This window comes from Bradyrhizobium manausense (assembly GCF_018130615.1).
GTDB classification, from domain to species: domain Bacteria; phylum Pseudomonadota; class Alphaproteobacteria; order Rhizobiales; family Xanthobacteraceae; genus Bradyrhizobium; species Bradyrhizobium manausense_A.
The window spans coordinates 139062-162583 of the sequence record NZ_JAFCKB010000010.1 but is presented as its reverse complement, the minus strand read 5'-3'; the positions used below and the strand labels follow the sequence as shown (position 1 = coordinate 162583).

Sequence of the window (23522 nt, the reverse complement as noted above, 5' to 3'; positions counted from 1 at the left end):
TTCAATCGCGCGCGGATGGGCATTGCCGCGCGTGCGTGCGCCCTGTAAATGGTAGCGGTACCATGCCCCGCAGGCGCATCAAGCTAGCGCCAGGAACACAGGGAGAAATTTCGATGCCGGTCATCCCCCACAAGGCCCAGCGCCCCTATCGCGGCGTGTTCCCGGTCGCGCCTACCATCTTCGACGAGCGTGGCGAACTCGACCTCGAGGGCCAGCGCCGCTGCATCGATTTCATGATCGATGCCGGCTCAAACGGCATCTGCATCCTCGCCAATTTCTCCGAGCAATTCGTGCTGACCGATGCCGAGCGCGAGGCCGTGATGCATGCGGTGCTGGAGCAGGTCGCGGGCCGCGTGCCCGTGATCGTCACCACCACACATTTCAGTTCGGCGGTGTGCGCGGCGCGGAGCCAGCAGGCCGAGGCCGCCGGTGCGGCCATGGTGATGGTCATGCCGCCCTATCACGGCGCGACCTTCCGGGTGCCTGAAAAAGGCATCGTCGAATTCTTCAAGGTGCTCTCGGGCGCGATCAACATTCCCATCATGATCCAGGATGCGCCGGTCGCGGGCACGCCGCTGTCGGTCGAGTTGCTGGTACGGCTGGCGCACGACTTCGCCAACATCCGCTATTTCAAGATCGAGGTAGCAGGCGCGGCCTCGAAGCTCCGCAGCCTGATCGAAGCGGGCGGCAAGGATATCGAGGGCCCCTGGGACGGCGAGGAGGCGATCACGCTGATGGCCGATCTCGATGCCGGCGCCACCGGCGCGATGACCGGCGGCGGCTATCCCGACGGTATCAGGCAGATCATCGATCCCTATTTCGCGGGCGATCGGGAGAAGGCGAAGGCCGCCTATGAACGCTGGCTGCCGCTGATCAATTACGAGAACCGTCAATGCGGTCTGATCGCCTGCAAGGCGATGATGCAGGCCGGCGGGATCATCAAGTCGGATGCGGTCCGCCATCCGTTGCAACCGCTGCATCCGGCGACGCGCGCGGGATTGCTGGAACTGGCCAAGGAGCGCGACGCGCTGGCATTGCGGTGGGGGAAGTAAAGCCTGCTGCCAACCAAAATCTCCGCCGTCGTCCCGGCCTTCGCCGGGGCGACACCTTGGATGTTGCGAAATCCCGGCTTATCGCCCCAGCGTCCACTCGCCGATGATGCGAAATCGCGCTTTGGCATCATCCTGCTTGAACAGCGCGATACGATCAACCGCCAGCGCATCGAGCTTCAGCGTCGCGAACCTTTCACGCAGCATCTCCAGAATCGGCCCGCGGCGGTTCGCATCCAGCCGTCCCGTCAGCGTCATGTGGAAACGAAATTCCTCCATCACATACGGATAGCCCCAGCGATCGAGATACTCGCGCTGGGGCTCGCTGAGTCTTTCCGGCTTTCGCCTCGCGCGGTCTTCCGCCGTCAGCGGCGAACGGAAGGAATCGAAGTCGCGGACGCAATCGGCGGCGAGTTGTTGGAGTGCGTCGACGGGCTCAGCCGGAATGACGGCGATAAAACCGCTGATGGAATCGACGACCGGACGGATCACTGGCACCGGGCGCGGCTTCCCGGCGAATGTCGCGCAGGCTGCCACGAGTTCGGCCTCGGTCTTCCCGGGCGCGAGCGCCATCGGCGCTTTCAGCGTGCCGTGATAACCGTATTTGCGGGGATCGGCGGTGATGTCGCGCCAGTCCGAAGCGATACGCAGCGCATCCTGCGGAAACGAAATCTCGTCGCCGCTATAGGCATCATAGCCGAGCAACTCGGCGCCGAAGCGCGACAGCGCATTGTCGGCGCCGGCGGCAAAATAGATCGCGTAGCGGGGAAAACCTGTCATGGCCGGAGCATAATCAATTTACGCCGCAACGACAGTCTCGCGCGGAAGCGCCACCGCCGTTTGCAGCCGCGTCGCATCGGTGAAATGCACGAGCTTGCCGGCAGCGATCACCGCGACCAGCCGCGGCCGCAGCGGCGCGCTGTCGTCGACAAGCAGAATGTCGGCGCGATGGCCTGCGGCGAGCGTGCCGCGATCGGTCAGGCCGGTGGCTTGCGCCGGCGCCGACGAGATCAGCTTCCAGGCCTCGTTGAGCGGCAGCATGCCGTCGGCGGCGAGGCGGAAGGCGGCGAGCAGCGGCGCGGGGTAGTAATAGTCGGAGGCCAGCACCGAGCACAGCCCCTTGGCGATCATGTCGGAGGCCCTGGTCCAGCCGGTATGGCTGCCGCCGCGGACGACGTTCGGTGCGCCGTAGACGATCGCGTCGCCGGCAGCTGCGGCCTCGCGCGCCGTCTCCTCGTTGATCGGAAACTCGGCAAGCGTCACGCCCATATCGCGAAACGCCCGGCGCATCGCCGGCGTTGCGTCGTCATGCGAGAGCATCCGCACCTCGGCCGCGCGTGCGGCGGCGGCGAGCCGGGTGATCGATGCCGGAACGCCGGCGGTGCGCGAGACGACATGCGCAACGAGCTTGTCGAAATCCTCGCTAGATAGGCCGGTGCGCTCAACCATGCGGTTGCGCTTGCGGGGGGTCGCCATGTCACCGATGGTGCCATCCATGTGGTCGTTGAAGGCGAACAGGTCGACGCGGCCCTCGGCGAGCCACTGGCAGATCTCGGCCTCGGCATCGAGATTGTAGGTCTCGTGCCGCAAATGGAAGCGGGTGTCGGCGGCAAAGTGCGGACGCTGCCGCTCGATCGCCTCGAGCAGGCGCCGCGCATTGTCGCCGCTGCGCAAGCCGGGCTCCCACGACCAGGTCGTGGCGTGAAACACCGTGGTGATGCCGTTGCTGATGACCTGGCGGTCAGTATCGGCGAGCGCAACGTCGATCGGGAAATCGACGCCGGCGCGCGGCATCATCTGTCGCTCGAAGGCATCACCGTGAAGATCGACGATGCCGGGCAGCACCAGCAGGTTGCACGCATCGATCGCCAGCCGCGCGCGGTCGCGAGGCGCATCGATCTGCGCGATGTCCGCTCCGGAAACGGAGAGCGAGGTTTCGGCGAACTCGGAACCGATCAGGGTCCGGCCACCCTCGATGAAAATGTCTGTCACGCGACCGCGCTTTGTTTGCTGGAAGAAGAGCTTGCCTCTGCTTCGTATGCCGTCAGGAAATCTTCAATTGCGAGCTTGCGGAAATTGGGCAGCGCTTCACGCAATTTGTCGTGATCCCAGTCCCACCATGCCAGCTTCGCGAGCCGCTCGGCAACCTCTTCCGAGAAGCGGCGCCGCACGACGCGGGCGGGATTGCCGGCGACGATGGTATAGGCGGGCACGTCCTTGGTGACGATGGCACCGGCCGCGATCACCGCGCCGGTGCCGATGTTGCGGCCCGGCAGCACGATCGCGCCATGGCCGATCCAGACGTCGTGGCCGATATGGACGTGATGCCGGCGCCGCCAGTCGAAGAAGTCAGCGTCGTCGCTCTCGCCCGGAAAGTAGGCACTCGAACGGTAAGTGAAATGCGCCTGCGTCGCGCGATGCATCGGATGATTGCCCGGATTGATGCGCGTCATCGCCGCGATCGAGCAGAATTTTCCGATAGTAGTGTAGGTGATCTGGGCGTCGTTGACGACGTAGGAGTAATCGCCCATCGCCACTTCGTGCAGGATCGTGCGCGCGCCGACTTCGGTATAGGCGCCGAGCTTGACCTCGTGCAGCATTGCCGAAGCATCGATGGTCGGCTGTACCGAAAGCACCTTGGCCATGTTGCATCCGAGAGCTTGAGGGCAGGTGCTCGTCTTCGAGCGGCTCGATGACGATGTCATGACGGTGCAATGACAGGGGATGAGGTGTGTTGGATCGCCGCAGCGTGTCGCGGATGTCACACAAGTGTCAACCGCCGGCGATAGCGGTGGGCTCCAGCTACTCAGGAGCCCTGCATGCTGGTGGTCGAAGGTCTGACGTGCCGCTTTGGCGCAAAAGCCGCGGTGGACGACGCCTCGTTTCAAATCTCCCCCGGCGGCTTCGTCGGGGTGATCGGGCGCTCCGGCGCCGGCAAGTCGACCTTGCTGCGAACCATCAATCGTCTGGCGACGCCGACGCAGGGGCGCATCCTGTTCGGCGGCCTCGACGTCACCGCGCTGCGCGGCAAGGAGCTGCGACAGTGGCGGGCGCGATCCGCGATGATCTTCCAGCAATTCAACTTGGTCGGCCGGCTGGATGTACTGACCAATGTGCTGATGGGACGCCTCGCCACCATGCCGGCCTGGCGCTCGCTTTCGCAGATCTGGCCCGAGCAAGACAGGGCGCTGGCGATGTCCGCGCTCGAACAGTTCGATATCGCCGCGCTCGCCGCCCAGCGCGCCGACCAGCTCTCCGGCGGCCAGCAGCAGCGCGTCGCAATTGCGCGGGCCCTGGTGCAGCAGCCCGACATCATCCTCGCCGACGAGCCGATCGCCTCGCTCGATCCACGCAATACCAAGATCGTGATGGATGCGCTGCTGCGCATCAACAAGCATTTCGGCATCACCGTGCTCTGCAATCTGCACTCGCTCGATCTGGCGCGCAGCTATTGCGATCGCCTGATCGGCATGGCGGCAGGCCGCGTGGTGTTCGACGGCGCGCCGTCCGCGCTGACCGACCTTGTCGCGCGTGAGCTCTACGATCTCGAAGCCGCCGACGTCATGGGCGGCACGCCTGCGCCGGTGCCCGAGGGCGTTCCGGCACTCGGAACGGCCGCGGCAGCCTAAGCCGCAGCCGTCATCGCCAGTTTCTTGCGTCAACCGATCCATCAGATGAAGAGGGCATCATGATCACTCGCAGACTAATTCTCGCCGGCGCTGCCGCGCTGACCTTTGCCGGATCCGCGTCTGCCGAAGACTGGAAGACGAAATATCCGGAGATCACCTTCGCCGCGATTCCGGCCGAGAATGGTTCGGGCGTCACCGAGCGGTACGGTCCCTTCATCAACTATTTGTCGAAGGAGCTCGGCATCAAGGTGACCCTGCGTGTCGCCAATGACTACGCCGCCCTCATCGAAGGCCAGCGTGCCGGCAACATCCACATCGGCTATTACGGTCCGGCTTCTTTTGCACGTGCCCGTCTCACCGGCGTCAAGACCGATGCCTTCGTCATCGACGTCAACTCCGATGGCTCGAAGGGTTACTACTCCGTCTTCTATGTGCTGGCGAAATCGCCGTACCAGAAAATCGAGGACCTCAAGGGCAAGAACCTCGGGCTGGTCGATCCGAACTCCACCTCCGGCAACAATATGCCCCGCTTCAAGCTGAACGCGCTGGGCATCGATCCCGATGCGTATTTCTCTAAGGTGGTCTTCACCGGCAGCCACGAGAACGCCGTTCTCGCACTCGCCCAGGGTACCGTCGACGTTGCCGCCAACTGGTGGAACGCGGACGACGATTCCAACCTGACCCGCATGCTCAACAAGGGCATGGTGAAGTCGGCCGATGGCACGCCGATGAAGAAGGAGGACTTCCGCATCATCGTGAAGTCCGACCTCATCATCAACTCGCCCTACGCCTATCTGAGCGATCTGCCCGAGGACATGAAGGCCGCCGTCAAGAAAGCCTTCATCGATGCGGCGCAGAAGGATCCCGAGGCGTTCAAGAAGCTCTCCGACGGCAAGAACAAGCCGTGGGAGCCGATCGCCAACGACGATTACAACAAGACCATCGAGCTGATCAAATTTGTCGACAATCTGCGTAAGAAGGCGTCCTGAGCTCGTCGGGACGATGTACTGGAGCCGGGTCGATGGACCCGGCTCTTTTTCTTGACGGACCCTTCCAGCTGAATCCTTCCCGCTGAACCCATGCCGCTGAACCCATGACGATTGCGGTTTCGCTTCTCCCCGAGCAACAACTTGCTGTCCTCAACGCGGCCTATCGTAAGGCGGTGGCGCGCAAGCGCCTGCGCCTGCTGGCGGGCTTCGCTGTCTTCGTCGCCGCGCTGATCGTGGCCTCGATCGGGGCCGAGGTGAACCTGCGCACATTCTTTGCTTACTTTGGCAATTTCATCAGCTATTTCGACCGCATCCTCACCCTCGACAATGGGCAGCGGGTCTGGACCGATTTTGGCGAGTGGTTCTGGGGTCTGCACAAATGGCTGGAGCTGCTCGGCGAGACGCTGCTGATCTCCTATGTCGGTACCCTGATCGGCGCCGTCCTCGCCTTCGCGCTGAATTTCTTCGCGGCTGAGAACACCTCGCCCGCGCCCCGGCTGCGCTTCACGGTGAGGCGGCTGCTCGAATTCGCCCGCACGGTGCCCGGCATCGTCTTCGCGCTGATCTTCGTCATGGCCTTCGGCCTCGGTCCGGTGGCGGGTGTGCTCGCGATCGCGATCCACTCCACCGGCGCGCTCGGAAAGCTGTTCTCGGAGATCGTCGAGAACGCCGATATGAAGCCGGTCGAGGGCATCCGCTCCACCGGAGCAAGCTGGCTCTCCTGCATGCGTTTTGCGATCCTGCCGCAGGTCTCGGCGGGCTACGCCAGCTACGCGCTGCTGCGCTTCGAGATCAATGTGCGTGAAGCGTCCGTCATGGGCTTCGTCGGCGCCGGCGGCATCGGCCAGGAGCTGATCGTCGCGATCCGGAAGTTTTACTACTCCGACGTCAGCGCGATCCTCGTGACCATCATCGTCACGGTCTTCCTGATCGACATCACGACCGGCTGGGTGCGTGGCCGCCTGTTCGGCAAGGAGGCGCGGAATTGAGCAAACCGCAGGACGTCAACACCGCGGAGCTCCGCGCACGCTATCCTGAGGTCTTCGACCGCCCAGCGTCGTCGCGCCTGGCGACGCCGGCGATGCTGGTCGCGGCGCTTGCGATCTTCGTGTTCGGCCTGGTCGATCTCGATTTCTCCCCGTCGCGCTTCATCTCGGGGCTGAGCCAGCTCGGCTGGATCAGCATGATGATGATGCCGCCCGATCCCGGCTCGTCGCTGCCGCTTTATCTGAAGGCGCTGGGTGAGACGCTGTCGATCGCGCTGCTCGGCACCACGCTCGCCGCGGTGCTGGCGTTGCCGGTCAGTCTGTTTGCCGCGCGCAACATCGTGCCTGAAATCGTCCGCTTCCCGGTGCGGCGCTTCCTGGATTCGATCCGCGGCGTCGATACGCTGATCTGGGCGCTGGTCTGGATCAACGTCGTCGGCCTCGGCCCGTTCGCCGGTGTGCTGGCGATTGCCGTGTCGGATTTCGGCGCGTTCGGAAAGTTGTTTTCGGAGGCGATCGAAGGCGCTGACCAGAAGCAGGTCGAGGGTATCCGCGCCTCCGGCGGCAGCGCGCTGCATGAGATCCGTTTCGGCTTGATGCCGCAGGTGCTGCCCGTGATCGCGGGCCAAGTGCTCTATTTCATCGAGTCCAACACGCGCTCCGCCACCATCATCGGTATCGTCGGTGCCGGCGGTATCGGTCTGCAACTCGCCGAGCAGATCCGCGTGCTGGAATGGCAGAAGGTGTCGTTCCTAATCCTGATGATTCTGGTCGCGGTCGCCGCGATCGACTTCATCTCGGGCAAGCTGCGCTTTGCGATCATTGGAAGGCGCGCTGTCGCCTAAGCACAGCTGCCGTAGGGTGGAGCGAGGGTGATCCCTCCCTTACGGCTCCACCAAAAACTCGACCCGCTCCGCGGCAAAACGCGAGTGCTTCGTCACCAGGGGCTTGCCGCCGAGATCGAGGTCCGTTGCGTCGACCACCAGGATCGGCCGCCCGAGCGGCAAATCCAACCGCGCGGCGTCGGTGGCGTCGACGATGCCGGCGGTGATCCTTGTGGCGCCGCGGCGGTAGTCGCGGATCCCGTAATGCTCGAGCATCTTCGTCATCGAGCGCGTCGCGGCAAACACGCCGCCCGCGCCGGGAAACCGCTCCGCCGACAACCAGGTGGTGGAAACACAGATCGGGGTGCGGTCGGCGAGGCGGATGGCCTCGATCCGCACCAGCGGGGCGCCGGTCTTTAATCCCAGCTCCCGCGCGAGTTCGCGGGTTGCGACATCCTCATTCGCCTCGATCATCCGTCCCTGCGGCTCGCGGCCGTCGGCGCCGACGATCTCCGAGAAGCGCGTGCGCGAGCGCAAGGGATAAGCAAGCTTCTGCGCCTCGACATAAGTTCCGCTGCCGCGCTCGGCGCGCACGATGCCGCGCTCGGCCAGTGCGGCCAGCGCACGCCGCACGGTGTGGCGATTGACCCGATAGGTTTCGGCGATTTCCATCTCGCCCGGCAATTTGTCGCCGGCGGCGAAGCGGCCGTCGGCGATGCCGCGCTCGATGCCGTCGGCAACGAGGCGCCACAGCGCGACGCCCGAGGAGGCGGTGTCCTGCATGCTCATGTCGGAGGTCAGCCTAGCTCGAAAATCACACCTTTGTCACGAAACAGTCATGGCGCTTCCGTATCAAGTTGTCTATTATCATAGACAACTTGAGTTCGGCAAGTTCTGTCAAAAGGTCGATGGATTCGGTGACCCAGCACAACACCCAGCAAGCCCAGCGCCAGGCCGCCATGGCCGTGCTGGCGCACGCGGAGGCGGGCGAGATCGCCGCTCGCCTCCGCAACGTTCCCTTGCCCGGCCATCAGGATCTGCGCGAACCGGAGAGTGGACTGGTGATGCTGCGCGGCCGGGTCGGCGGCGACGGCGCGCCGTTCAATCTCGGCGAAGCCACGGTGTCGCGCGCAGCGGTGCGTCTTGCGAGCGGCGAGGTCGGCTTCGGCTACACGCTCGGGCGCGATGGCGAGAAGGCGCGGCTGATCGCGCTGTGTGATGCGCTGGTGCAGTCGCGCGATTTCGCCGCGGCGGTCGAGCGCGAAATTGTCGCCCCGTTGCGTGAGCAGCTTATGGTCAAACGCAGCCGCGAGGCCGAAGAGACTGCCGCGACGAAGGTTGATTTCTACACCATGGTGCGCGGTGAGGGGTGAGGCCATGACCACGATTGCGGAATTGCCGCCGGGATTCGCCGACAAGGTGTTGTCGGCGCAATCGACCTTCCGCTCGGTCATGGACGCGATGGCGCGGCCGGGCTCGGTCCAGCGCATCGTGCCGATGGCCGGGACGGCTGGACCCATGATGCGCGGCACCGCTGCGATCGCGCTGACGCTGTTCGATCACGACACGCCGCTCTGGCTCGACGCGCGGATGTCGGAAAGCTCCGATGTCCTGAAGTGGCTGAAGTTTCACACCGGCGCGCCGGTGATCGAGGATTCCTCCATCGCGGCTTTCGCGCTGATCAGCGATGGCGGTGCGCTGCCCTCGCTCGAGCGTTTCGCGCTCGGCACCAACGAATATCCGGATCGTTCGACCACTGTCATCATTCAGGTCGACAGCCTGGGCTCAGGGCGCGGCTTCGAGTTGCTAGGCCCCGGCATTGACGGCGTCGCGGTGCTGCAGGCATCGATCAAGCCGTTCGACCTGTTCGAGCGCCTGCGTTGCAACGAGACCCTGTTTCCGCGTGGCATCGATGTGGTTCTGGTCGCCGACGATGCCGTGGTTGCGATCCCGCGCACCACGCGCATCGTGAGCAAGGGAGGCTAGAGGCATGTACGTTGCAGTCAAAGGCGGCGAGCGCGCCATCGAGAACGCTCATCGCCTGCTCGCCAATGCGCGGCGCGGCGATCAAAGCGTCGCGGAAGTCTCGCTCGACCAGATCTCGGAACAGCTTGGGCTGGCGGTCGACCGTGTCATGAGCGAGGGCTCGCTCTATGATCGCGAGCTCGCGGCGCTTGCGATCAAGCAGGCGCGCGGCGATCTGATCGAGGCGATCTTTCTGGTCCGCGCCTTCCGCGCCACCTTGCCGCGCTTCGGCGCCAGCGAGCCGGTCGATACCGGCGCCATGCGGGTGCAGCGGCGGGTGTCCTCGACCTTCAAGGATATTCCCGGTGGTCAGATCCTCGGCCCCACCTTCGACTATACGCACCGCCTGCTCGATCCCTCACTCAGCCAGGGGTTTGTGCCGGAAGTGCCCGCCGTCGCCGAAGCCTCGACCGCGCCGACGCCGCGCGTGACCGACATTCTCGGCCGCGACGGGTTGATCGAGACCTCGCCGCAGGCCGAAGACGGCGCCAGCGTCGGCGATCTCACCCGCGAGCCGCTGAACTTTCCGGCGGACCGCGATTTGCGCCTGCAAAATCTCGCGCGCGGCGACGAAGGCTTTCTCTTGGCGATGGGCTACTCCACCCAGCGCGGTTACGGCCGCAACCATCCCTTCGCCGGCGAGATCCGCTTCGGCGAGGTCGAGGTTGAGTTCGCCGCCGAAGACGTCGGCTTCGCGGTGCCGCTCGGCTCGATCGAGCTGACCGAATGCCAGATGGTCAACCAGTTCAAGGGCTCGGCGACGGAAGCGCCGTGCTTCACCCGCGGATATGGTCTCGCCTTCGGCCAGAGCGAGCGCAAGACCATGTCGATGGCGCTGGTCGACCGCGCGCTGCGTGCCCGCGAGCTCGGCGAAGAGGTCGGGGCCCCCGCGCAGGACGAAGAGTTCGTATTGTCGCATTCGGACAACGTCCAGGCGACCGGCTTCGTCGAGCATCTGAAGCTGCCGCACTATGTCGACTTCCAGTCCGAGCTCGGCCTGCTGCGCAAGCTGCGTAAGGAATTCGCCGAAGCCTCCACTGAGGCCGATGCGTCCGATGCCATGAAGGAGGCCGCGGAATGAACGCGCCCGCCTACAACTTTGCTTATCTGGACGAGCAGACCAAGCGGATGATCCGCCGCGCGATCCTGAAGGCGATCGCGATCCCGGGCTATCAGGTGCCGTTCGCCAGCCGCGAAATGCCGATGCCCTATGGCTGGGGCACCGGCGGCGTGCAGGTGACCGCCGCGATCCTGGGGCCGCAGGACGTGCTGAAGGTGATCGACCAGGGTTCCGACGACACCACCAATGCGATCTCGATCCGCAAGTTCTTCGCCAAGACCGCCGGCGTCGCCACGACGACGTCGACCGGCGAGGCGACCGTAATCCAGACCCGTCACCGCATTCCGGAGGCCGCGCTGCACGAAAGGCAGGTGCTGGTCTATCAGGTGCCGATTCCGGAGCCGCTGCGCTTCCTCGAGCCGCGCGAGACCGAGACGCGGCGCATGCATGCGCTTGCCGAATACGGCCTGATGCATGTGAAGCTCTACGAGGACATCGCCCGCTTCGGCCATATCGCAACCGCCTACGCCTATCCGGTCAAGGTGAATGCGCGCTACGTGATGGATCCGTCGCCGACGCCGAAATTCGACAATCCCAAGATGGACAATTGCCCGGCGTTGCAATTGTTCGGTGCCGGCCGCGAGAAGCGCATCTATGCGATCCCGCCCTATACCCAGGTGGTATCCCTCGATTTCGAGGATCACCCGTTCGAACCGTACCGCTTCAACGTGCCTTGTGCGCTGTGCGGCGCCGAAAACTCCTACCTCGACGAGATCGTCACCGACGACAAGGGCAGCCGCATGTTCGTCTGCTCGGACACCGACTATTGCGAGGGACGTCAAGCCGCCGGCCATCACGGTGCCCTGAGTGCTGCGCCGTATAAGGACAAGGCGCAGGAGGTCTCCAATGGCTGAGCAGGATCTGCTCGAAACCGGTCAGCCGTTGCTGATCGCTGATTCCCTCAGCAAGTCCTACGGTCGCATTGCCGCCTGCCGTGACGTGTCGTTCTCGCTCTATCCCGGCGAGGTGCTGGCGATCGTCGGCGAATCCGGCTCGGGTAAGTCGACGCTGCTGCAACTCTTGTCGGGCCAGCTCGCCGCGAGCGGCGGGCAGGTGTCCTATCGCATGCGCGACGGCATCACCCGCGATCTCGCCGCGCTTGGCGAAGCGGAGCGGCGGCTCCTGTTCCGCACCGACTGGGGTTTTGTGCACCAGGATCCGGCGCAGGGCCTGCGCATGGCCGTTTCGGCCGGCGCCAATGTCGGTGAGCGGCTGATGGCCGTGGGCTGGAATCACTACGGCCGCATTCGCGAGTCCGCCTCCGACTGGCTGACGCGCGTCGAGATCGACGTTGCGCGAATCGACGACGCGCCGCGCACCTATTCCGGCGGCATGCGCCAGCGCCTCCAGATTGCGCGCAACCTCGTCACTGGGCCGCGGCTGGTCTTTATGGACGAGCCGACCGGCGGACTTGATGTGTCAGTCCAGGCCCGCCTGCTCGATCTCCTGCGTAATCTCGTCGCCGAACTGCATCTTGCGGTCGTCATCGTCACACACGATCTCGCGGTCGCACGCCTGCTGTCGCATCGCGTGATGGTGATGAAGGGCGGCCGTGTCATCGAGACCGGTCTCACTGACCAGGTGCTCGACGATCCTCGCGAGCCATACACCCAGCTTCTCGTCTCCTCGATTCTCCCGCCATGAGCATTCCTATGCCCGCCATGATCGACATCGCCGACGCCAACAAGACGTTTACGATGCACCTGCAAGGCGGCATCGAATTGCCTGTCGTGCGCGGCGTGACCTTTCAGGTCCAGCTGAGCGAGTGCGTCGTGCTGTCCGGGCCATCAGGTGCCGGAAAATCGTCGATCCTGAAGATGATCTTCGGCAATTATCGTTGCGATTCCGGCCGGATCGGCATCCGCCATCGCGGTGCGCTGATCGACCTCGCCACCGCTGAGCCGCGGCAGGTCCTTAACGTTCGCCGCGCCACCATCGGATATGTCAGCCAGTTCCTGCGGGCGGTGCCGCGCGTTGCGACTATCGACGTCGTCGCCGAGCCGTTGATCGCTGGCGGCATTGGCCGCGCCGATGCGCAGGCGCGCGCCGGCGAGCTGCTGCATCGCCTCAACATTCCCCAGAGGCTCTGGCAGCTTCCGCCCGCGACCTTCTCTGGCGGCGAGCAGCAGCGCGTCAACATCGCGCGTGGCTTCATCTCGGATCTGCCGATCCTGTTGCTGGACGAGCCGACCGCCTCGCTCGATGCCGCCAACCGCGCCATCGTGGTCGAGCTGGTCGCCGAGAAGAAACGCCAGGGCGTTGCCATGGTTGCGATTGTCCATGACGACGAAATCCGCCATTTGATTGCCGACCGCATCGTCGACGTCACCAGCTTTGCCGCCGCGGCCTGAAGGAAGAGGGACATGAACGCCAAGCCGAAGGACATCGTGATCGCCAACGCCAGGATCGTGCTGGCTGACCGGCTGATCGAGCAGGGCTGGCTTGCCTTTGCCGATGGACGCATTGCCGAGATCGGCGATGGCAGGCCGCCAACGGGGGCGGAGGATGCCGGCGGCGATCTTATCATGCCCGGCCTGATCGAGCTGCACACCGATCACCTCGAAGCCCATTACGTGCCGCGCCCAAAGGTGTTCTGGAATCCGGTAGCGGCTGTGATCTCCTATGACGGCCAGCTCGCGACCTCGGGAATTACCACCGTGTTCGACTCGCTTCGGGTCTGGCGCGAGGACGGCGCCGAGGAGGTCGATGGCCGTGCCGGCGTGCTCGCTGCCGCGATCACGACTGCGCGCGATTCCAATCTGCTGCGCGCTGACCACTTCCTGCACCTGCGCTGCGAAATCCCGATGCCGAGCGTGGTCGAGGAGGCCAAGGAGCTGATCGACCGCCCCGACGTCAAGCTGATGTCGCTGATGGATCACACGCCCGGTCAGCGTCAGTTCCGTGACGAGGTCAAGCTGCGTGACTATTATCGCGGCAAGGGCGGCGGAAAGACCGACGCCGAGCTCGACGAGCTCTTTGCAAAGCGCTTCGAGTACCAGAAGAAATACGCTGCGACCAACATGCGCGAAATCGTGTCGCTGGCGCATGAGCACAGGATTCCGCTGGCGAGCCATGACGACACTACCGAGGAGAACGTTGCGGACGCCGTGCGGGATGGCGTCGCAGTGGCGGAATTTCCGACCACGCTGGAGGCCGCGCGGGCCCTGCATCAGGCCGGCATCGATATTCTGATGGGCGCGCCCAACGTCGTGCGCGGTGGCTCGCATTCCGGCAATATTGCCGCGGTCGACCTCGCCCGTGAAGGTCTGCTCGACATCCTGTCGTCGGACTATATCCCGTCCAGCCTGCTGATGGGCGCGCTGCAATTGCCCGAGCATGCGCCGTCGATCAGCTTGCCGGCGGCCGTTCGTACCGTGACGAAGGCACCTGCCGATGCGGTCGGCCTCACCGACCGCGGCGAAGTCGCGATCGGCAAGCGCGCCGATCTGATCCGCGTGCATGTCGCCGGCAGCGTTCCCGTGGTTCGCAGCGTCTGGCGCGAAGGGCACCGCGTCGCATGAGCGAGACTGAGACCATGGCACAGGACAAAGCGGGTGCGATCGGCCCCGGCCGGCTCGTGCTCGTGGTCGGCCCGAGCGGTGCCGGCAAGGATACGCTGTTGCGGCTCGCGCAGTCAGCCTGCGCCGATGACCCCGACGTCGTCTTTCCGCGCCGTGTCGTGACGCGTGCCTCGTCCGCTGACGAGGACAACGTCGCGGTGAGCGCCGATGACTTCGTCCGCGCACGCGATCACGGCGATTTCGCCGTGCATTGGGAGGCGCATGGGCATTCTTATGCCCTGCCGCTGGAGATCAACGACGACATTCGCGCCGGGCGCGCCGTCGTTGCCAACGTCTCGCGCACAGTGATCGCCGCGCTGCGCCAGGCCTATGCCGACGTGGTCGTGGTTGCGATCACCGCGCCGCCGGATGTGCTGGCGCAGCGTCTCGCCGCACGGGCACGGCATAGCGACGGCAATATCGCGGATCGGCTGGCGCGTAGCGTCGACGACGCCTCGGCCAACGCCGATGTCACCATTCTCAACGCCGGCAGCGCGGACTATCATGGCCGCCAGCTGGTGCGCGTAATCAGGAATGAAGACTGGCGCGAGTAACAGCCGGCAGAGCAGGAGAGAACGGAATGACGGTGATCAGGACGGTCGAGGAGCTCGAAGCCATCTACGGCGCCACCAATGACGCCTCGACCGTGAAAGTCGCCGACTACGTCACGCCGCTCTACCGTGTCTTCATCGAAAAGGCGCCATTCGCCGCTCTCGCCACCATCGGGCCTGAGGGCATCGACTGCTCGCCGCGCGGCGATCTCCCTGGTTTTGTCCGCATCCACGATCCCAAGACGCTGATGCTGCCGGATCGCCGCGGCAACAACCGGATCGATTCGCTGCGCAACATCGTGCGTGACCCCAGGGTGTCGCTGATGTTCCTGATCCCGGGCTCCGGCAACGCGGTCCGCGCCAACGGCCGAGCGCATCTCTCGGTCGATCCCGAACTGCTGGCCTCGTTCAAAGTCCAGGGCAAGGCCCCGCGCAGCGTCATGGTGATGAACCTGGAAGAGATCTACTTCCAATGCGCCCGCGCCATCGTCCGCTCCGACCTCTGGAATCCCGACAAGCGCGTCGACCCCAAGACGCTGCCGACGCCAGGCCAGATCCTCGCCGAGATGAGCGAGAACAAGGTCGGCGGTACCGAGTACGACCGGATCTGGCCCGAGCGGGCTGCCGCGACGATGTGGTGAGCTTTCCTGCCTTTTTCCCGCAAAGGGAGGGGGGACGAGGCGATCCATGTTTCCTTGAACAAGACGATTCCACCTGCCGCTGCTTGCGGCGGGAGAAGCGGGCGATCACGCGCCCCGCAAATATGGATAGCCATTTCATTGACCAATCGCGGCAATCGCTGGATATTCACAGCATCGAAACTGCTCATCGAGCTTGATGCCGCGATATGAGAACCGATCACCAGCGTAACCAAGGCGACATGCTTGCGTGCATGACGCGGCGCTGCCTCTCGGCGGCAACGGGCGCCTGTTGTTGTTGCTGACCACCTTCTAGCAGCATCCACACCGCAAATCCCCAAGACAGGAACGCCGAGACTTCGGCGAACGAGCAGTCATGTCTCAAGCCCAACCCAACGCCTACATCATCGAGATCCAGGACCGCGCCGCCGGCATCATCACCCGCAACGAGCGCGGCTTCCGCTTCTTCTCCTCCGAGCGCCTGTTCGACAGCCTCGAAGGCCGCCAGTTTCGCTCGGTGCGCGAAGCCGAGCGCGCGGCCCTCGCCGTGTTCTCCGAGCGAAGCCACCGTTTGAACTCTTCACTGTTCGCCAACTGAAAGGACCGCACCATGATTGCACGACGACAACTCCTGACGGCTGCGCTGCTGCTGGCAACATGCATGGCCGCGCCCGCGCACGCGGAGGACAAGCCGAAGGAGATCCGCATCGGCACGCAGAAGGGCGGCTTCTTTCCGGCGGTGCGGCAGCGCCAGACGATCGAAAATGCCTTCAAACCACTCGGTATCGAGATCAAGTGGATTGACTTCCAGTTCGGTCCGCCGCTGCTGGAAGCCATCAATGTCGGCAGCGTCGATTTCGGCTTCGTCGGCGACACGCCGCCGATCTTCGCGCAAGCCGGCGGCGCCAAGATCCGCTATGTCGCGGCCGTGAAGTCCGACGGCGACAACCAGGCCATCGTCGTGCCGAAGGACTCGCCGATTAAGACGCTGGCTGATCTCAAGGGCAAGCGCGTCGCCTTCGGCAAGGGTTCGAGCGCGCACAATCTTCTCGTCGCGTCACTCGAAAAGGCCGGCCTGTCCTGGTCCGACATCACGCCGGCGCCGCTCGCGCCGGCCGATGCGACCGCGGCCTTCGTCAAGGGCTCGGTCGACGCCTGGTCGATCTGGGATCCTTATTTCGCGCTCGCCGAGTTGAAGGAGAATGCTCGCGTCCTCGTCTTCGACAAGGATGTGCACAAGCCGAATGCCTTTTACATCGCCAATACGGATTTCGTGGAGAAGTATCCCTCGTTGGTCGCACGTCTCAACACGATCTTTGCCTCCGAAGGCGCGTGGGCGAACTCCCATCACGATGAGGTTGCCAAAGCGCAGGCTGAAGCGACCGGTGTGGACATCGAGGCTGTCCGTCGCTTCGTGAATCGCTCGACCTACAGCGTCGTGCCGCTGGATACCGAGGTGATCAGGAGCCAGCAGGCGGTGGCCGATCGCTTTGCAAAGCTCGGCCTGATCCCGAAGCCGGTCAACGTGTCCGACATCGTCTGGAAGTGGACGCCGGGCTCCTGAGCGGCGCTAGCCCTTCAGCGCCGCCAGCAGTTCATCCGGGCGCTCGGCCATGATCATGTGACCCGCGCCCGGTACCACGACAGTCTTTGCATGCGGGATCGCTGCCGCAAGCGTCTTGCCGGCCTTCGCCGGCGTCATCATGTCCCGCTCGCCGAGGATGAGGGTCGTCGGCACCGTCACACTCGCGGCCGCTTGAAGCGCATTCGCATAAGCATTGCAGGCCGACAGATCCCTGAACAACACGCCCGGCTCGCAATGCTTCAGCACAGCCTGCGCACCGCCATGCATCCACAGGCCCGGCGCGAGGCTGCCGCCGAGCTCGGCCTTGAAGCCGAGGCCCCAGATCGAGACCATGTCGAGCGCGTCCTGCTCGTTGGCTTCGGCAGCCTTCAGCAGATCCGGACCGACGGTCATCGTTGCAGCCGTTCCGATCAGGCTCAGCGCCGAGACCTTGTCTGGGTGACGCGCGGCGGTCTCCAGCGAGATCAGAGAACCCATGGAGTGGCCAATCAGTTGCGCCTTGGCAACTCCGGCCGCACCGAGCAGCGCCGCGGTCCAGTCTGCCATCTCGGCAATGCTCGACAGTGACGGTCCGGCTGAGCGGCCGTGGCCGGGCAGATCGGGCGCCAGCACGCCAAAGCCGTGATGGGCGAACCAGCGCGTATGCAGCGCCCAGGTCGAATGATCAAAGCCGGCGCCGTGAATGAAGACGACCGTGGGCAGGGACTTGTCGAAGTCGCGACCGCCGGTTGCGAGGAACACATCAGTGCCGTTGACGGTGAGCTTCATGACTTCAGACCTTTTGCGAGAGGCGCAGCGCCTGCGCGAGATCGTCGATGATGTCAGAGGCGGTCTCGATGCCGACCGACAGCCGTACCAGCTCCTCGCCGATGCCGGCGGCCTTGAGCTGCTCGGCATCCATCTGCTGATGCGTGGTCGAGGCGGGGTGGATCACCAGCGTCTTGGCGTCACCGACATTGGCGAGATGGCTGATCATGCGCAGCGATTCGATGAACTTGCGTCCTGCAGGCCGGCCGCCCTTGATGCCGAAGGAGACGATCGAGCCCGCGCCGCGCGGCAGCAGCGTCTTGGCGAGCTGGTAGTCGGGGTGATGTTCCAGCGAGGGGTGCAGCACCCAGTCGACCGCTTTGTTGGACTTCAGCGCCTCCAGCACGAGAAGCGTATTCTGCATATGCCGGTCCATGCGTACGCCCAGCGTCTCGACGCCCTGCAACAGCTGGAACGCATTGGTCGGCGACAGGCAGGCGCCGAAATCGCGCAAACCCTCGGTGCGGGCGCGCATGATGAAGGCCGCCGTGCCGAACTGCTCGTCGAAGACGATGCCGTGATAGCCGCCATAGGGCTCGGTCAGCACGCCGAATTTTCCGGAGTCGCGCCAGTCGAAGCGGCCGCCGTCGACGATGGCGCCGCCGATCGCGATGCCGTGGCCGCCGATCCATTTGGTCGCCGAATGCATGACGATGTCGGCGCCGAGCTCGATCGGGCGGCTGAGATAGGGCGTCGCAAAAGTGTTGTCGATCAGCAGCGGGATCTTCGCCTCATGCGCGATCGCCGCGACCTTGGGAATGTCGAGCACCTCGAGCCCGGGATTGCCGATGGTCTCGCCGATCACGAGCTTCGTGTTCGGCTTGATCGCCGCGCGGAACGCGTCGAGATCGCGCGGTTTCACGAAGGTCGTGGTGATGCCGAAGCGCGGCAGCGTATGCGCCAGCAGATTGATGGTGCCGCCATAGAGCGAGTTCGACGCCACGATGTGATCGCCGCCATTCAAGAGCGTCGCGATGGCGAGATGCAGCGCGGCCATGCCGCTCGCCGTGCAGATCGCGCCGACGCCGCCTTCGAGTGCCGCGAGTCGTTCCTCCAGCACGCCGGTGGTGGGGTTGGAGATGCGCGTATAGATGTGGCCGGCGCGCTCCAGGTTGAACAGCGCCGCCGCGTGGTCGGAATCCTGGAATACGTAGGAGGTGGTCTGGTAGATCGGCACCGCGCGGGCCCCGGTCGCGGGATCCGGATGCTGGCCCGCATGCAGGCTCAGGGTCTCGAAGGCAGGCGGTTTCGGCGCGGGCATGCGTGGCCTCGTTGGTCGGTCAGCGATGGCGGCCCTTGTGCCACAAAACGGCGCACGAAGTCAGCCCATTGACAGCGTCACATCGGTGGTGCGCGCCCTCGCCCCGTTCTTACGGGGAGAGGGTTGGGGTGAGGGGACTCTCCGCGAGGATGCTGACAGTGGAGTTTGCGGAGACTCCCTCTCCCCCGGAGTTTGCCGCGCAAGTTCCGGCCTTTCCCCGCACGCGGGGAGAGCGAAGCTACACGCGAATGGCCTGCTCGATCACGCGGGTTTCGCGCAGTAGAATTTCCGCGACTTCCTGCTCGCGCCGCGGGCCGAGCCTCGTTCGAACGGCGGAGACGGTCATTGCAGCCGCGGGGCGTCCGTCCGGGGTCTTGATCCAGGTCGAGATCGATTTCGTTCCTTGCACAAGGCCAATCTCCCTCATGCCGTATCCCAGACGCCTCGCTGCGGTGATCTCGCCCATCACGGTTGCGACGTCGGTTCGATAGGCCTCGAACCTCTTCTCGTTCGCTGCGACGATTTTTCGCGCGTCCGGCGCCGGCAGTGCAGCGAGGATGGCGACGCCGGCGCTGGAAACGCCGAGCGGGCGGCGCGCGCCGACCTCGATCGACAACACCTGGATTGGATAGGCGCCGATCCTGCGGTCGACGCACAGTGTGTCGTTGCCGGTGCGCACCGTCAGGAACAGCGTGTCGCCGATCTCCATGGAGGCGCGCCGCAGCGACGGACTCGCGGCGACCAGGAGCGGCGAGGGTTGGGGACGCGCGAGCGCCAGCTCCGGCACCTGGTTGCCGATCGCGTAGCGGCCGGTTTTGCCGTGCCGCTCGACGATACCTTCCTCGATCAGCACGTGAACGATGCGATGCACGGTCGGGCGCGTCAGGCCCGTTGCCTGCACGACCTCGGCCAAAGGCACACCGTCCTCGCGGCCTGCGGCAAGAATACGCAACACCGACAACGCGCGGCGGATCGCCTGGGCGCCTTGTCGCGGCTCCAGTGCGGTCCGGGCCGATATCCTGGAATGGGCTCTGTCCATAATATGGACAAGAACGCCATAATTCACTCGACAGGTAAAGTGCTCGTCTGGAGATTGCGCGGCAATCGGGTGCCACGTACGACGTCGGGGCATTCGCCGTGGAATTGGAAGCGCCGCCGGGAGGTCAACATGAGACTAATCGCGATTGCCATCGCCGCCGTGACCGCGATGCTGGCGGGGCCGGTGTCGGCTCAGCAATGGCCGGCCCGCAGCGTCAAGCTGATCGTGCCCTATCCCGCCGGCGGCAATGTCGATAGCGCCGCGCGCATCATCGCCGACAAGCTCCAGGAAAAGCTCGGCCAGCCCTTCATCATCGAGAACAAGGCCGGTGCAGGCGGCATGATCGCGGGCGAGGCCTTCGCGAAATCGGCGCCCGACGGCTACACGCTGTTCGTCGGCGCCAACGGTCCGGTTCTGTTCGCGACCGAGATCAACAGGCGCGACGCTTATAATTGGAAGAAAGACTTCCTGCCGATCTCGACCATCTCGATGACGCCGCTGGTGCTCGAGGTTCACCCCTCCGTGCAGGCGAACAATTTCAAGGAATTCATCGATCTCGCCAAGCACGAACCCGGCAAGCTGACCATGGCCTCACCCGGCCCGGGAACGACCAACCATCTGCTCAGCGAGTTGATGCAGTCGAACCTCGACCTGCAATGGGTCACGGCGCACTACCGCGGCAATGCGCCTGCCATCAACGACCTTCTGGGCGGGCAGGTGCAGTTCGCCTTCGACCAGCTCACGGTCAGCCTCCAGCACATCAAGGCCGGCCTGTTCCGGGCGCTCGCGGTGACCAGCCCACATCGGCTGAAGTCGCTGCCAGATGTCCCGACCTTCGCCGAACTCGGCTACAAGGATTTCGACGGCCAGACCTTTACCGGCCTGTTCGCGCCCGCGGGCACGCCGGCGCCGATCGTGGACAAGCTGCAGGAGACCCTAGTCGCGATCCTGAAAGACCCCGGCGTGGTCGACAAGTTCGACAAGCTCGGCGGCGAAGCCGTCGCGATGACGCCGGACGAGTTCAGTGCCTATCTAGAGCGCGAGGACGCCAAATGGATCCCGATCGTGCGCAAGGCCAACATCAAGGCTGACTGAGCGATGCGGATCGACCCCACCGAGCTCGGCGCGGAACGCATCTATCGGCTGATGACCGGCATCGTCGTGCCGCGTCCGATCGCCTGGGTGACCAGCCTGTCGCGCTCAGGCGTGCTCAACCTCGCGCCGTTCAGCGCCTTCACCTTCGTCTCGCAGAAGCCGCCGATGCTCGCCATCAGCGTCGGCCGCAAGGGCGCCGAGTACAAGGACACCGCGCACAACATTCTCGACACCGAGGAATATGTCATCCATATCGCCGATACGCCGCTGATGTCTGCGGTGCACGACAGCTCGGTCGAGCATCCGCCTGAGATCAGCGAGGTCGAGCATCTCGGGCTGGAGACGCTGCCGTGCGAACGCATCAAGGTGCGCAGGCTCGCAGCCGCTCCGGTCGCGATGGAATGCGTGTTCCGGCAGTGCCTCGAATTCGGCGATGCCCGCAGCCGGTTGATCGTCGGCGAAGTCGTGATGTTCCACATCCGCGACGGTCTCGTGAACGACGGCAAGGTCGAGACCAAGGCGCTCGACCCGATCGCGCGTATCGGCGGACCGCGTTACGCCCGGCTCGGCGAGATCGTGACGTTGAACACCGTCTTCCAGACCCCGAAATCGGCCGAGTGAACGTACGCGCCGCGTCCACCGGCGGACCGTCCGAACACCATTGGAGAGAACGACTATGCGACTCGTAAGCTATCTGGTGGACGGAGAGCCGCGCTACGGCGCGGTGGTCGAAGGCGGTGTGGTCGATCTGACCAGGCGGATCGGCCGCGACTTCTCCGACGTGAAGGCGCTGATCGTGGCCAACGCGCTCGCCGACGCGCAGGAGGCAGTGGCCGGACAAAAACCGGACTTCGCGCTGGAGGCCCTCACGCTATTGCCACCGGTGCTGGCGCCCGAAAAGCTCTGGTGCATCGGCGTCAACTACGCCGAGCGCAATGCAGAATACAAAGACAATTCGGACCTGCCCAAATATCCGAGCCTGTTCGTGCGCAGCATGTCGTCGATGACCGGCTCCGGCCAGCCGCTCGAGAAGCCCAAGGTGTCGGAGCAGCTCGACTATGAAGGCGAGCTCGTCATCGTGATCGGCCAGGGCGGCCGTCATATCCGCCGCGAGAAAGCCTGGTCGCACATCTTCGGCATGACACTGTGCAACGAGGGCACCATCCGCGACTGGCTGCGCCATGGCAAGTTCAACGTCACGCAAGGCAAGAATTTTGATCGCTCCGGCAGCATCGGCCCCTGGATCGTCACCGCGGACGAGCTCGATCCGCGCGGGCCCCATGACATCGTCACGCGCGTGAATGGCGAGGTCCGGCAGCAGGACACGACCGAGCGGCTGATGTTCCCGTTCGACTTCCTGATCTCCTATCTCTCCACCTTCGCCACCCTCAAGCCCGGCGACATGATCGTGACGGGCACTCCAACCGGGGCAGGCGCGCGCTTCGATCCGCCGCGCTGGCTCAAGGCCGGCGACGTCGTCGAAATCGAGTCGAGCCGCATCGGCACTCTGCGCAACACGGTGGCTGCGGAGCAATAGATATGCTGGACGCCGCCACGATCGAACGCCTTGCCGCGCGCCTGGATGAGGCCGAGCGCACCAAGGCGCTGATCCCGATGTTCTCGAAAGAGTTTCCCGAGTTCAGCATCGAGGACGCCTACGCCGTCCAGCGTACATGGACGAAACTCCAGCTCGGCCGCGGCCGCGTCGTCAAGGGCCACAAGATCGGCCTGACCTCGAAGGCGATGCAGAATGCGGTCGGCATCTCCGAGCCCGATTACGGTGTGCTGTTCGCCGACATGTTTTATGCCGACGCCACGCCGATCCCGTTCGATCGTTTCCACGCACCGCGGATCGAGGTCGAGCTCGCCTTCGTGCTGAAGGCGCCGCTGCGCGGACCGGACTGCACCATCTTCGACGTGCTCAACGCCACCGACTACGTCACGTCCGCGCTCGAGATTTTGGAGACGCGCATGCATCGCGTCGATCCCGAGACCGGCAAGACCCGAAAAGTCGTGGACACGATCTCGGACAACGCGGCCAACGCCGCGCTGGTGCTGGGTGGCCGGCCGTTCCGTCCGCTGGATGCGGATCTGCGCTGGATCGGTGCACTGCTGTTCCGCAACGGCGAGGTCGAGGAGACCGGGCTTGCCGCCGGCGTGCTCAACCATCCCGCCAACGGTATCGCCTGGCTCGCCAACCGCCTCGCGCCGCATGACGAGCATCTCGCCGCCGGCGAAGTTGTGCTGGCGGGATCGTTCACGCGCCCGGTCGATATCCGCCGCGGCGACACTTTCCATGCCGACTATGGCCCGTTCGGCTCGGTGTCCTGCCAGTTCGTCTGAACCAACAACAAGAGGAAGCGC

General features: G+C 64.7%; 27 protein-coding genes. 20 read left to right on the top strand and 7 right to left on the bottom strand.

Going from position 1 to position 23522, the window contains the following annotated elements; translation table 11 throughout:
• The first annotated feature begins 113 nt into the window (after positions 1-113).
• Positions 114-1052 (top strand): dihydrodipicolinate synthase family protein, encoded by a 939-nt coding sequence (locus JQ587_RS20555; RefSeq protein ID WP_212298594.1) that lies wholly within the window; start codon positions 114-116, stop codon positions 1050-1052.
• 78 nt (positions 1053-1130) lie between these two features.
• On the opposite strand, the gene JQ587_RS20550 is transcribed toward JQ587_RS20555, so the two are convergent.
• Genes JQ587_RS20550 through JQ587_RS20540 form a run of 3 tightly spaced genes read right to left on the bottom strand, consistent with a single transcriptional unit; the run spans position 1131 to position 3694 of the window.
• Entirely contained in the window at positions 1131-1829 is a 699-nt protein-coding gene (locus JQ587_RS20550) for a DUF1045 domain-containing protein (protein ID WP_212426437.1), read from the bottom strand.
• 18 nt (positions 1830-1847) lie between these two features.
• Complete coding sequence (locus JQ587_RS20545) at positions 1848-3041, bottom strand: alpha-D-ribose 1-methylphosphonate 5-triphosphate diphosphatase (RefSeq protein ID WP_212426436.1); 1194 nt, start codon at positions 3039-3041, stop codon at positions 1848-1850.
• Positions 3038-3694, bottom strand: a complete 657-nt coding sequence (locus tag JQ587_RS20540; protein ID WP_212298591.1) for an LbetaH domain-containing protein — start codon at positions 3692-3694, stop codon at positions 3038-3040. The genes JQ587_RS20545 and JQ587_RS20540 overlap by 4 nt, the downstream gene beginning before the upstream one ends.
• Positions 3695-3868: 174 nt before the next feature.
• Between JQ587_RS20540 and phnC the strand changes: the two genes are divergently transcribed.
• The 4 genes from phnC to phnE (JQ587_RS20520) all read left to right on the top strand — a co-directional run bounded on the left by phnC (position 3869) and on the right by phnE (JQ587_RS20520) (position 7498).
• Positions 3869-4678, top strand: coding sequence for a phosphonate ABC transporter ATP-binding protein (phnC, locus tag JQ587_RS20535; protein ID WP_212426435.1), 810 nt, complete (start codon positions 3869-3871; stop codon positions 4676-4678).
• Between the two features lie 59 nt (positions 4679-4737).
• Positions 4738-5667, top strand: coding sequence for a phosphonate ABC transporter substrate-binding protein (gene phnD, locus JQ587_RS20530; protein WP_212426434.1), 930 nt, complete (start codon positions 4738-4740; stop codon positions 5665-5667).
• Between the two features lie 104 nt (positions 5668-5771).
• A complete protein-coding gene (gene phnE / locus JQ587_RS20525; RefSeq protein WP_212426433.1) occupies positions 5772-6656 on the top strand; it encodes a phosphonate ABC transporter, permease protein PhnE in 885 nt (294 codons plus the stop codon).
• Positions 6653-7498: a phosphonate ABC transporter, permease protein PhnE gene (gene phnE / locus JQ587_RS20520; RefSeq protein WP_212426432.1), complete on the top strand. Its 846-nt coding sequence runs from the start codon at positions 6653-6655 to the stop codon at positions 7496-7498. The genes phnE (JQ587_RS20525) and phnE (JQ587_RS20520) overlap by 4 nt, the downstream gene beginning before the upstream one ends.
• Before the next feature lie 39 nt (positions 7499-7537).
• On the opposite strand, the gene phnF is transcribed toward phnE (JQ587_RS20520), so the two are convergent.
• Positions 7538-8266: a phosphonate metabolism transcriptional regulator PhnF gene (phnF, locus tag JQ587_RS20515; protein ID WP_212426431.1), complete on the bottom strand. Its 729-nt coding sequence runs from the start codon at positions 8264-8266 to the stop codon at positions 7538-7540.
• 119 nt (positions 8267-8385) lie between these two features.
• Here phnF and phnG point away from each other — a divergent pair, with 119 nt between their 5' ends.
• From phnG to JQ587_RS20460, 11 genes are all read left to right on the top strand, one after another.
• The gene (phnG, locus tag JQ587_RS20510; RefSeq protein WP_212298585.1) at positions 8386-8850 is read left to right on the top strand and encodes a phosphonate C-P lyase system protein PhnG; all 465 of its coding nucleotides are present in this window, start codon (positions 8386-8388) and stop codon (positions 8848-8850) included.
• A 4-nt stretch (positions 8851-8854) separates the two neighbouring features.
• A complete protein-coding gene (gene phnH / locus JQ587_RS20505; RefSeq protein ID WP_212426430.1) occupies positions 8855-9463 on the top strand; it encodes a phosphonate C-P lyase system protein PhnH in 609 nt (202 codons plus the stop codon).
• Positions 9464-9467: 4 nt separating this feature from the next.
• Positions 9468-10583, top strand: coding sequence for a carbon-phosphorus lyase complex subunit (locus JQ587_RS20500; RefSeq protein ID WP_212426429.1), 1116 nt, complete (start codon positions 9468-9470; stop codon positions 10581-10583).
• Complete coding sequence (locus JQ587_RS20495) at positions 10580-11476, top strand: alpha-D-ribose 1-methylphosphonate 5-phosphate C-P-lyase PhnJ (RefSeq protein WP_212426428.1); 897 nt, start codon at positions 10580-10582, stop codon at positions 11474-11476. The genes JQ587_RS20500 and JQ587_RS20495 overlap by 4 nt, the downstream gene beginning before the upstream one ends.
• Positions 11469-12266: a phosphonate C-P lyase system protein PhnK gene (phnK, locus tag JQ587_RS20490; protein WP_212298581.1), complete on the top strand. Its 798-nt coding sequence runs from the start codon at positions 11469-11471 to the stop codon at positions 12264-12266. The genes JQ587_RS20495 and phnK overlap by 8 nt, the downstream gene beginning before the upstream one ends.
• A gap of 8 nt (positions 12267-12274) precedes the next feature.
• Positions 12275-12973, top strand: coding sequence for a phosphonate C-P lyase system protein PhnL (gene phnL / locus JQ587_RS20485; RefSeq protein ID WP_212426493.1), 699 nt, complete (start codon positions 12275-12277; stop codon positions 12971-12973).
• Between the two features lie 12 nt (positions 12974-12985).
• Positions 12986-14143 carry an alpha-D-ribose 1-methylphosphonate 5-triphosphate diphosphatase gene (locus tag JQ587_RS20480; RefSeq protein WP_212426427.1) on the top strand — a complete coding sequence of 386 codons (1158 nt, stop codon included), beginning with the start codon at positions 12986-12988 and terminating at the stop codon, positions 14141-14143.
• Positions 14140-14736 (top strand): phosphonate metabolism protein/1,5-bisphosphokinase (PRPP-forming) PhnN, encoded by a 597-nt coding sequence (gene phnN / locus JQ587_RS20475; RefSeq protein WP_212426426.1) that lies wholly within the window; start codon positions 14140-14142, stop codon positions 14734-14736. Before JQ587_RS20480 ends, phnN begins: the two co-directional genes overlap by 4 nt.
• A gap of 26 nt (positions 14737-14762) precedes the next feature.
• Entirely contained in the window at positions 14763-15374 is a 612-nt protein-coding gene (locus JQ587_RS20470; protein WP_212298578.1) for a pyridoxamine 5'-phosphate oxidase family protein, read from the top strand.
• 373 nt (positions 15375-15747) lie between these two features.
• Complete coding sequence (locus JQ587_RS20465) at positions 15748-15969, top strand: hypothetical protein (RefSeq protein ID WP_212426425.1); 222 nt, start codon at positions 15748-15750, stop codon at positions 15967-15969.
• A 12-nt stretch (positions 15970-15981) separates the two neighbouring features.
• The gene (locus tag JQ587_RS20460) at positions 15982-16935 is read left to right on the top strand and encodes a sulfonate ABC transporter substrate-binding protein (protein WP_212426424.1); all 954 of its coding nucleotides are present in this window, start codon (positions 15982-15984) and stop codon (positions 16933-16935) included.
• Between the two features lie 6 nt (positions 16936-16941).
• Here the strand turns inward: JQ587_RS20460 and JQ587_RS20455 are convergent, their stop codons facing one another.
• The 3 genes from JQ587_RS20455 to JQ587_RS20445 form a co-directional block, all read right to left on the bottom strand.
• Positions 16942-17724, bottom strand: coding sequence for an alpha/beta fold hydrolase (locus JQ587_RS20455; RefSeq protein WP_212298575.1), 783 nt, complete (start codon positions 17722-17724; stop codon positions 16942-16944).
• 4 nt (positions 17725-17728) lie between these two features.
• Positions 17729-19024 (bottom strand): O-acetylhomoserine aminocarboxypropyltransferase, encoded by a 1296-nt coding sequence (locus tag JQ587_RS20450; RefSeq protein WP_212298574.1) that lies wholly within the window; start codon positions 19022-19024, stop codon positions 17729-17731.
• 238 nt (positions 19025-19262) lie between these two features.
• Positions 19263-20063 (bottom strand): IclR family transcriptional regulator, encoded by an 801-nt coding sequence (locus JQ587_RS20445; RefSeq protein ID WP_212426423.1) that lies wholly within the window; start codon positions 20061-20063, stop codon positions 19263-19265.
• Positions 20064-20192: 129 nt separating this feature from the next.
• Here JQ587_RS20445 and JQ587_RS20440 point away from each other — a divergent pair, with 129 nt between their 5' ends.
• From JQ587_RS20440 to hpaH, 4 genes are read left to right on the top strand one after another with little or no spacing between them, the layout of a single operon-like run.
• A complete protein-coding gene (locus tag JQ587_RS20440; RefSeq protein ID WP_212426422.1) occupies positions 20193-21158 on the top strand; it encodes a Bug family tripartite tricarboxylate transporter substrate binding protein in 966 nt (321 codons plus the stop codon).
• A 3-nt stretch (positions 21159-21161) separates the two neighbouring features.
• Positions 21162-21779: a flavin reductase family protein gene (locus JQ587_RS20435; protein WP_212298571.1), complete on the top strand. Its 618-nt coding sequence runs from the start codon at positions 21162-21164 to the stop codon at positions 21777-21779.
• A 55-nt stretch (positions 21780-21834) separates the two neighbouring features.
• Positions 21835-22695 carry a fumarylacetoacetate hydrolase family protein gene (locus JQ587_RS20430; RefSeq protein ID WP_212426421.1) on the top strand — a complete coding sequence of 287 codons (861 nt, stop codon included), beginning with the start codon at positions 21835-21837 and terminating at the stop codon, positions 22693-22695.
• A gap of 2 nt (positions 22696-22697) precedes the next feature.
• Positions 22698-23501: a 2-oxo-hept-4-ene-1,7-dioate hydratase gene (gene hpaH, locus JQ587_RS20425; RefSeq protein ID WP_212426420.1), complete on the top strand. Its 804-nt coding sequence runs from the start codon at positions 22698-22700 to the stop codon at positions 23499-23501.
• The last annotated feature ends 21 nt before the right edge of the window (positions 23502-23522 follow it).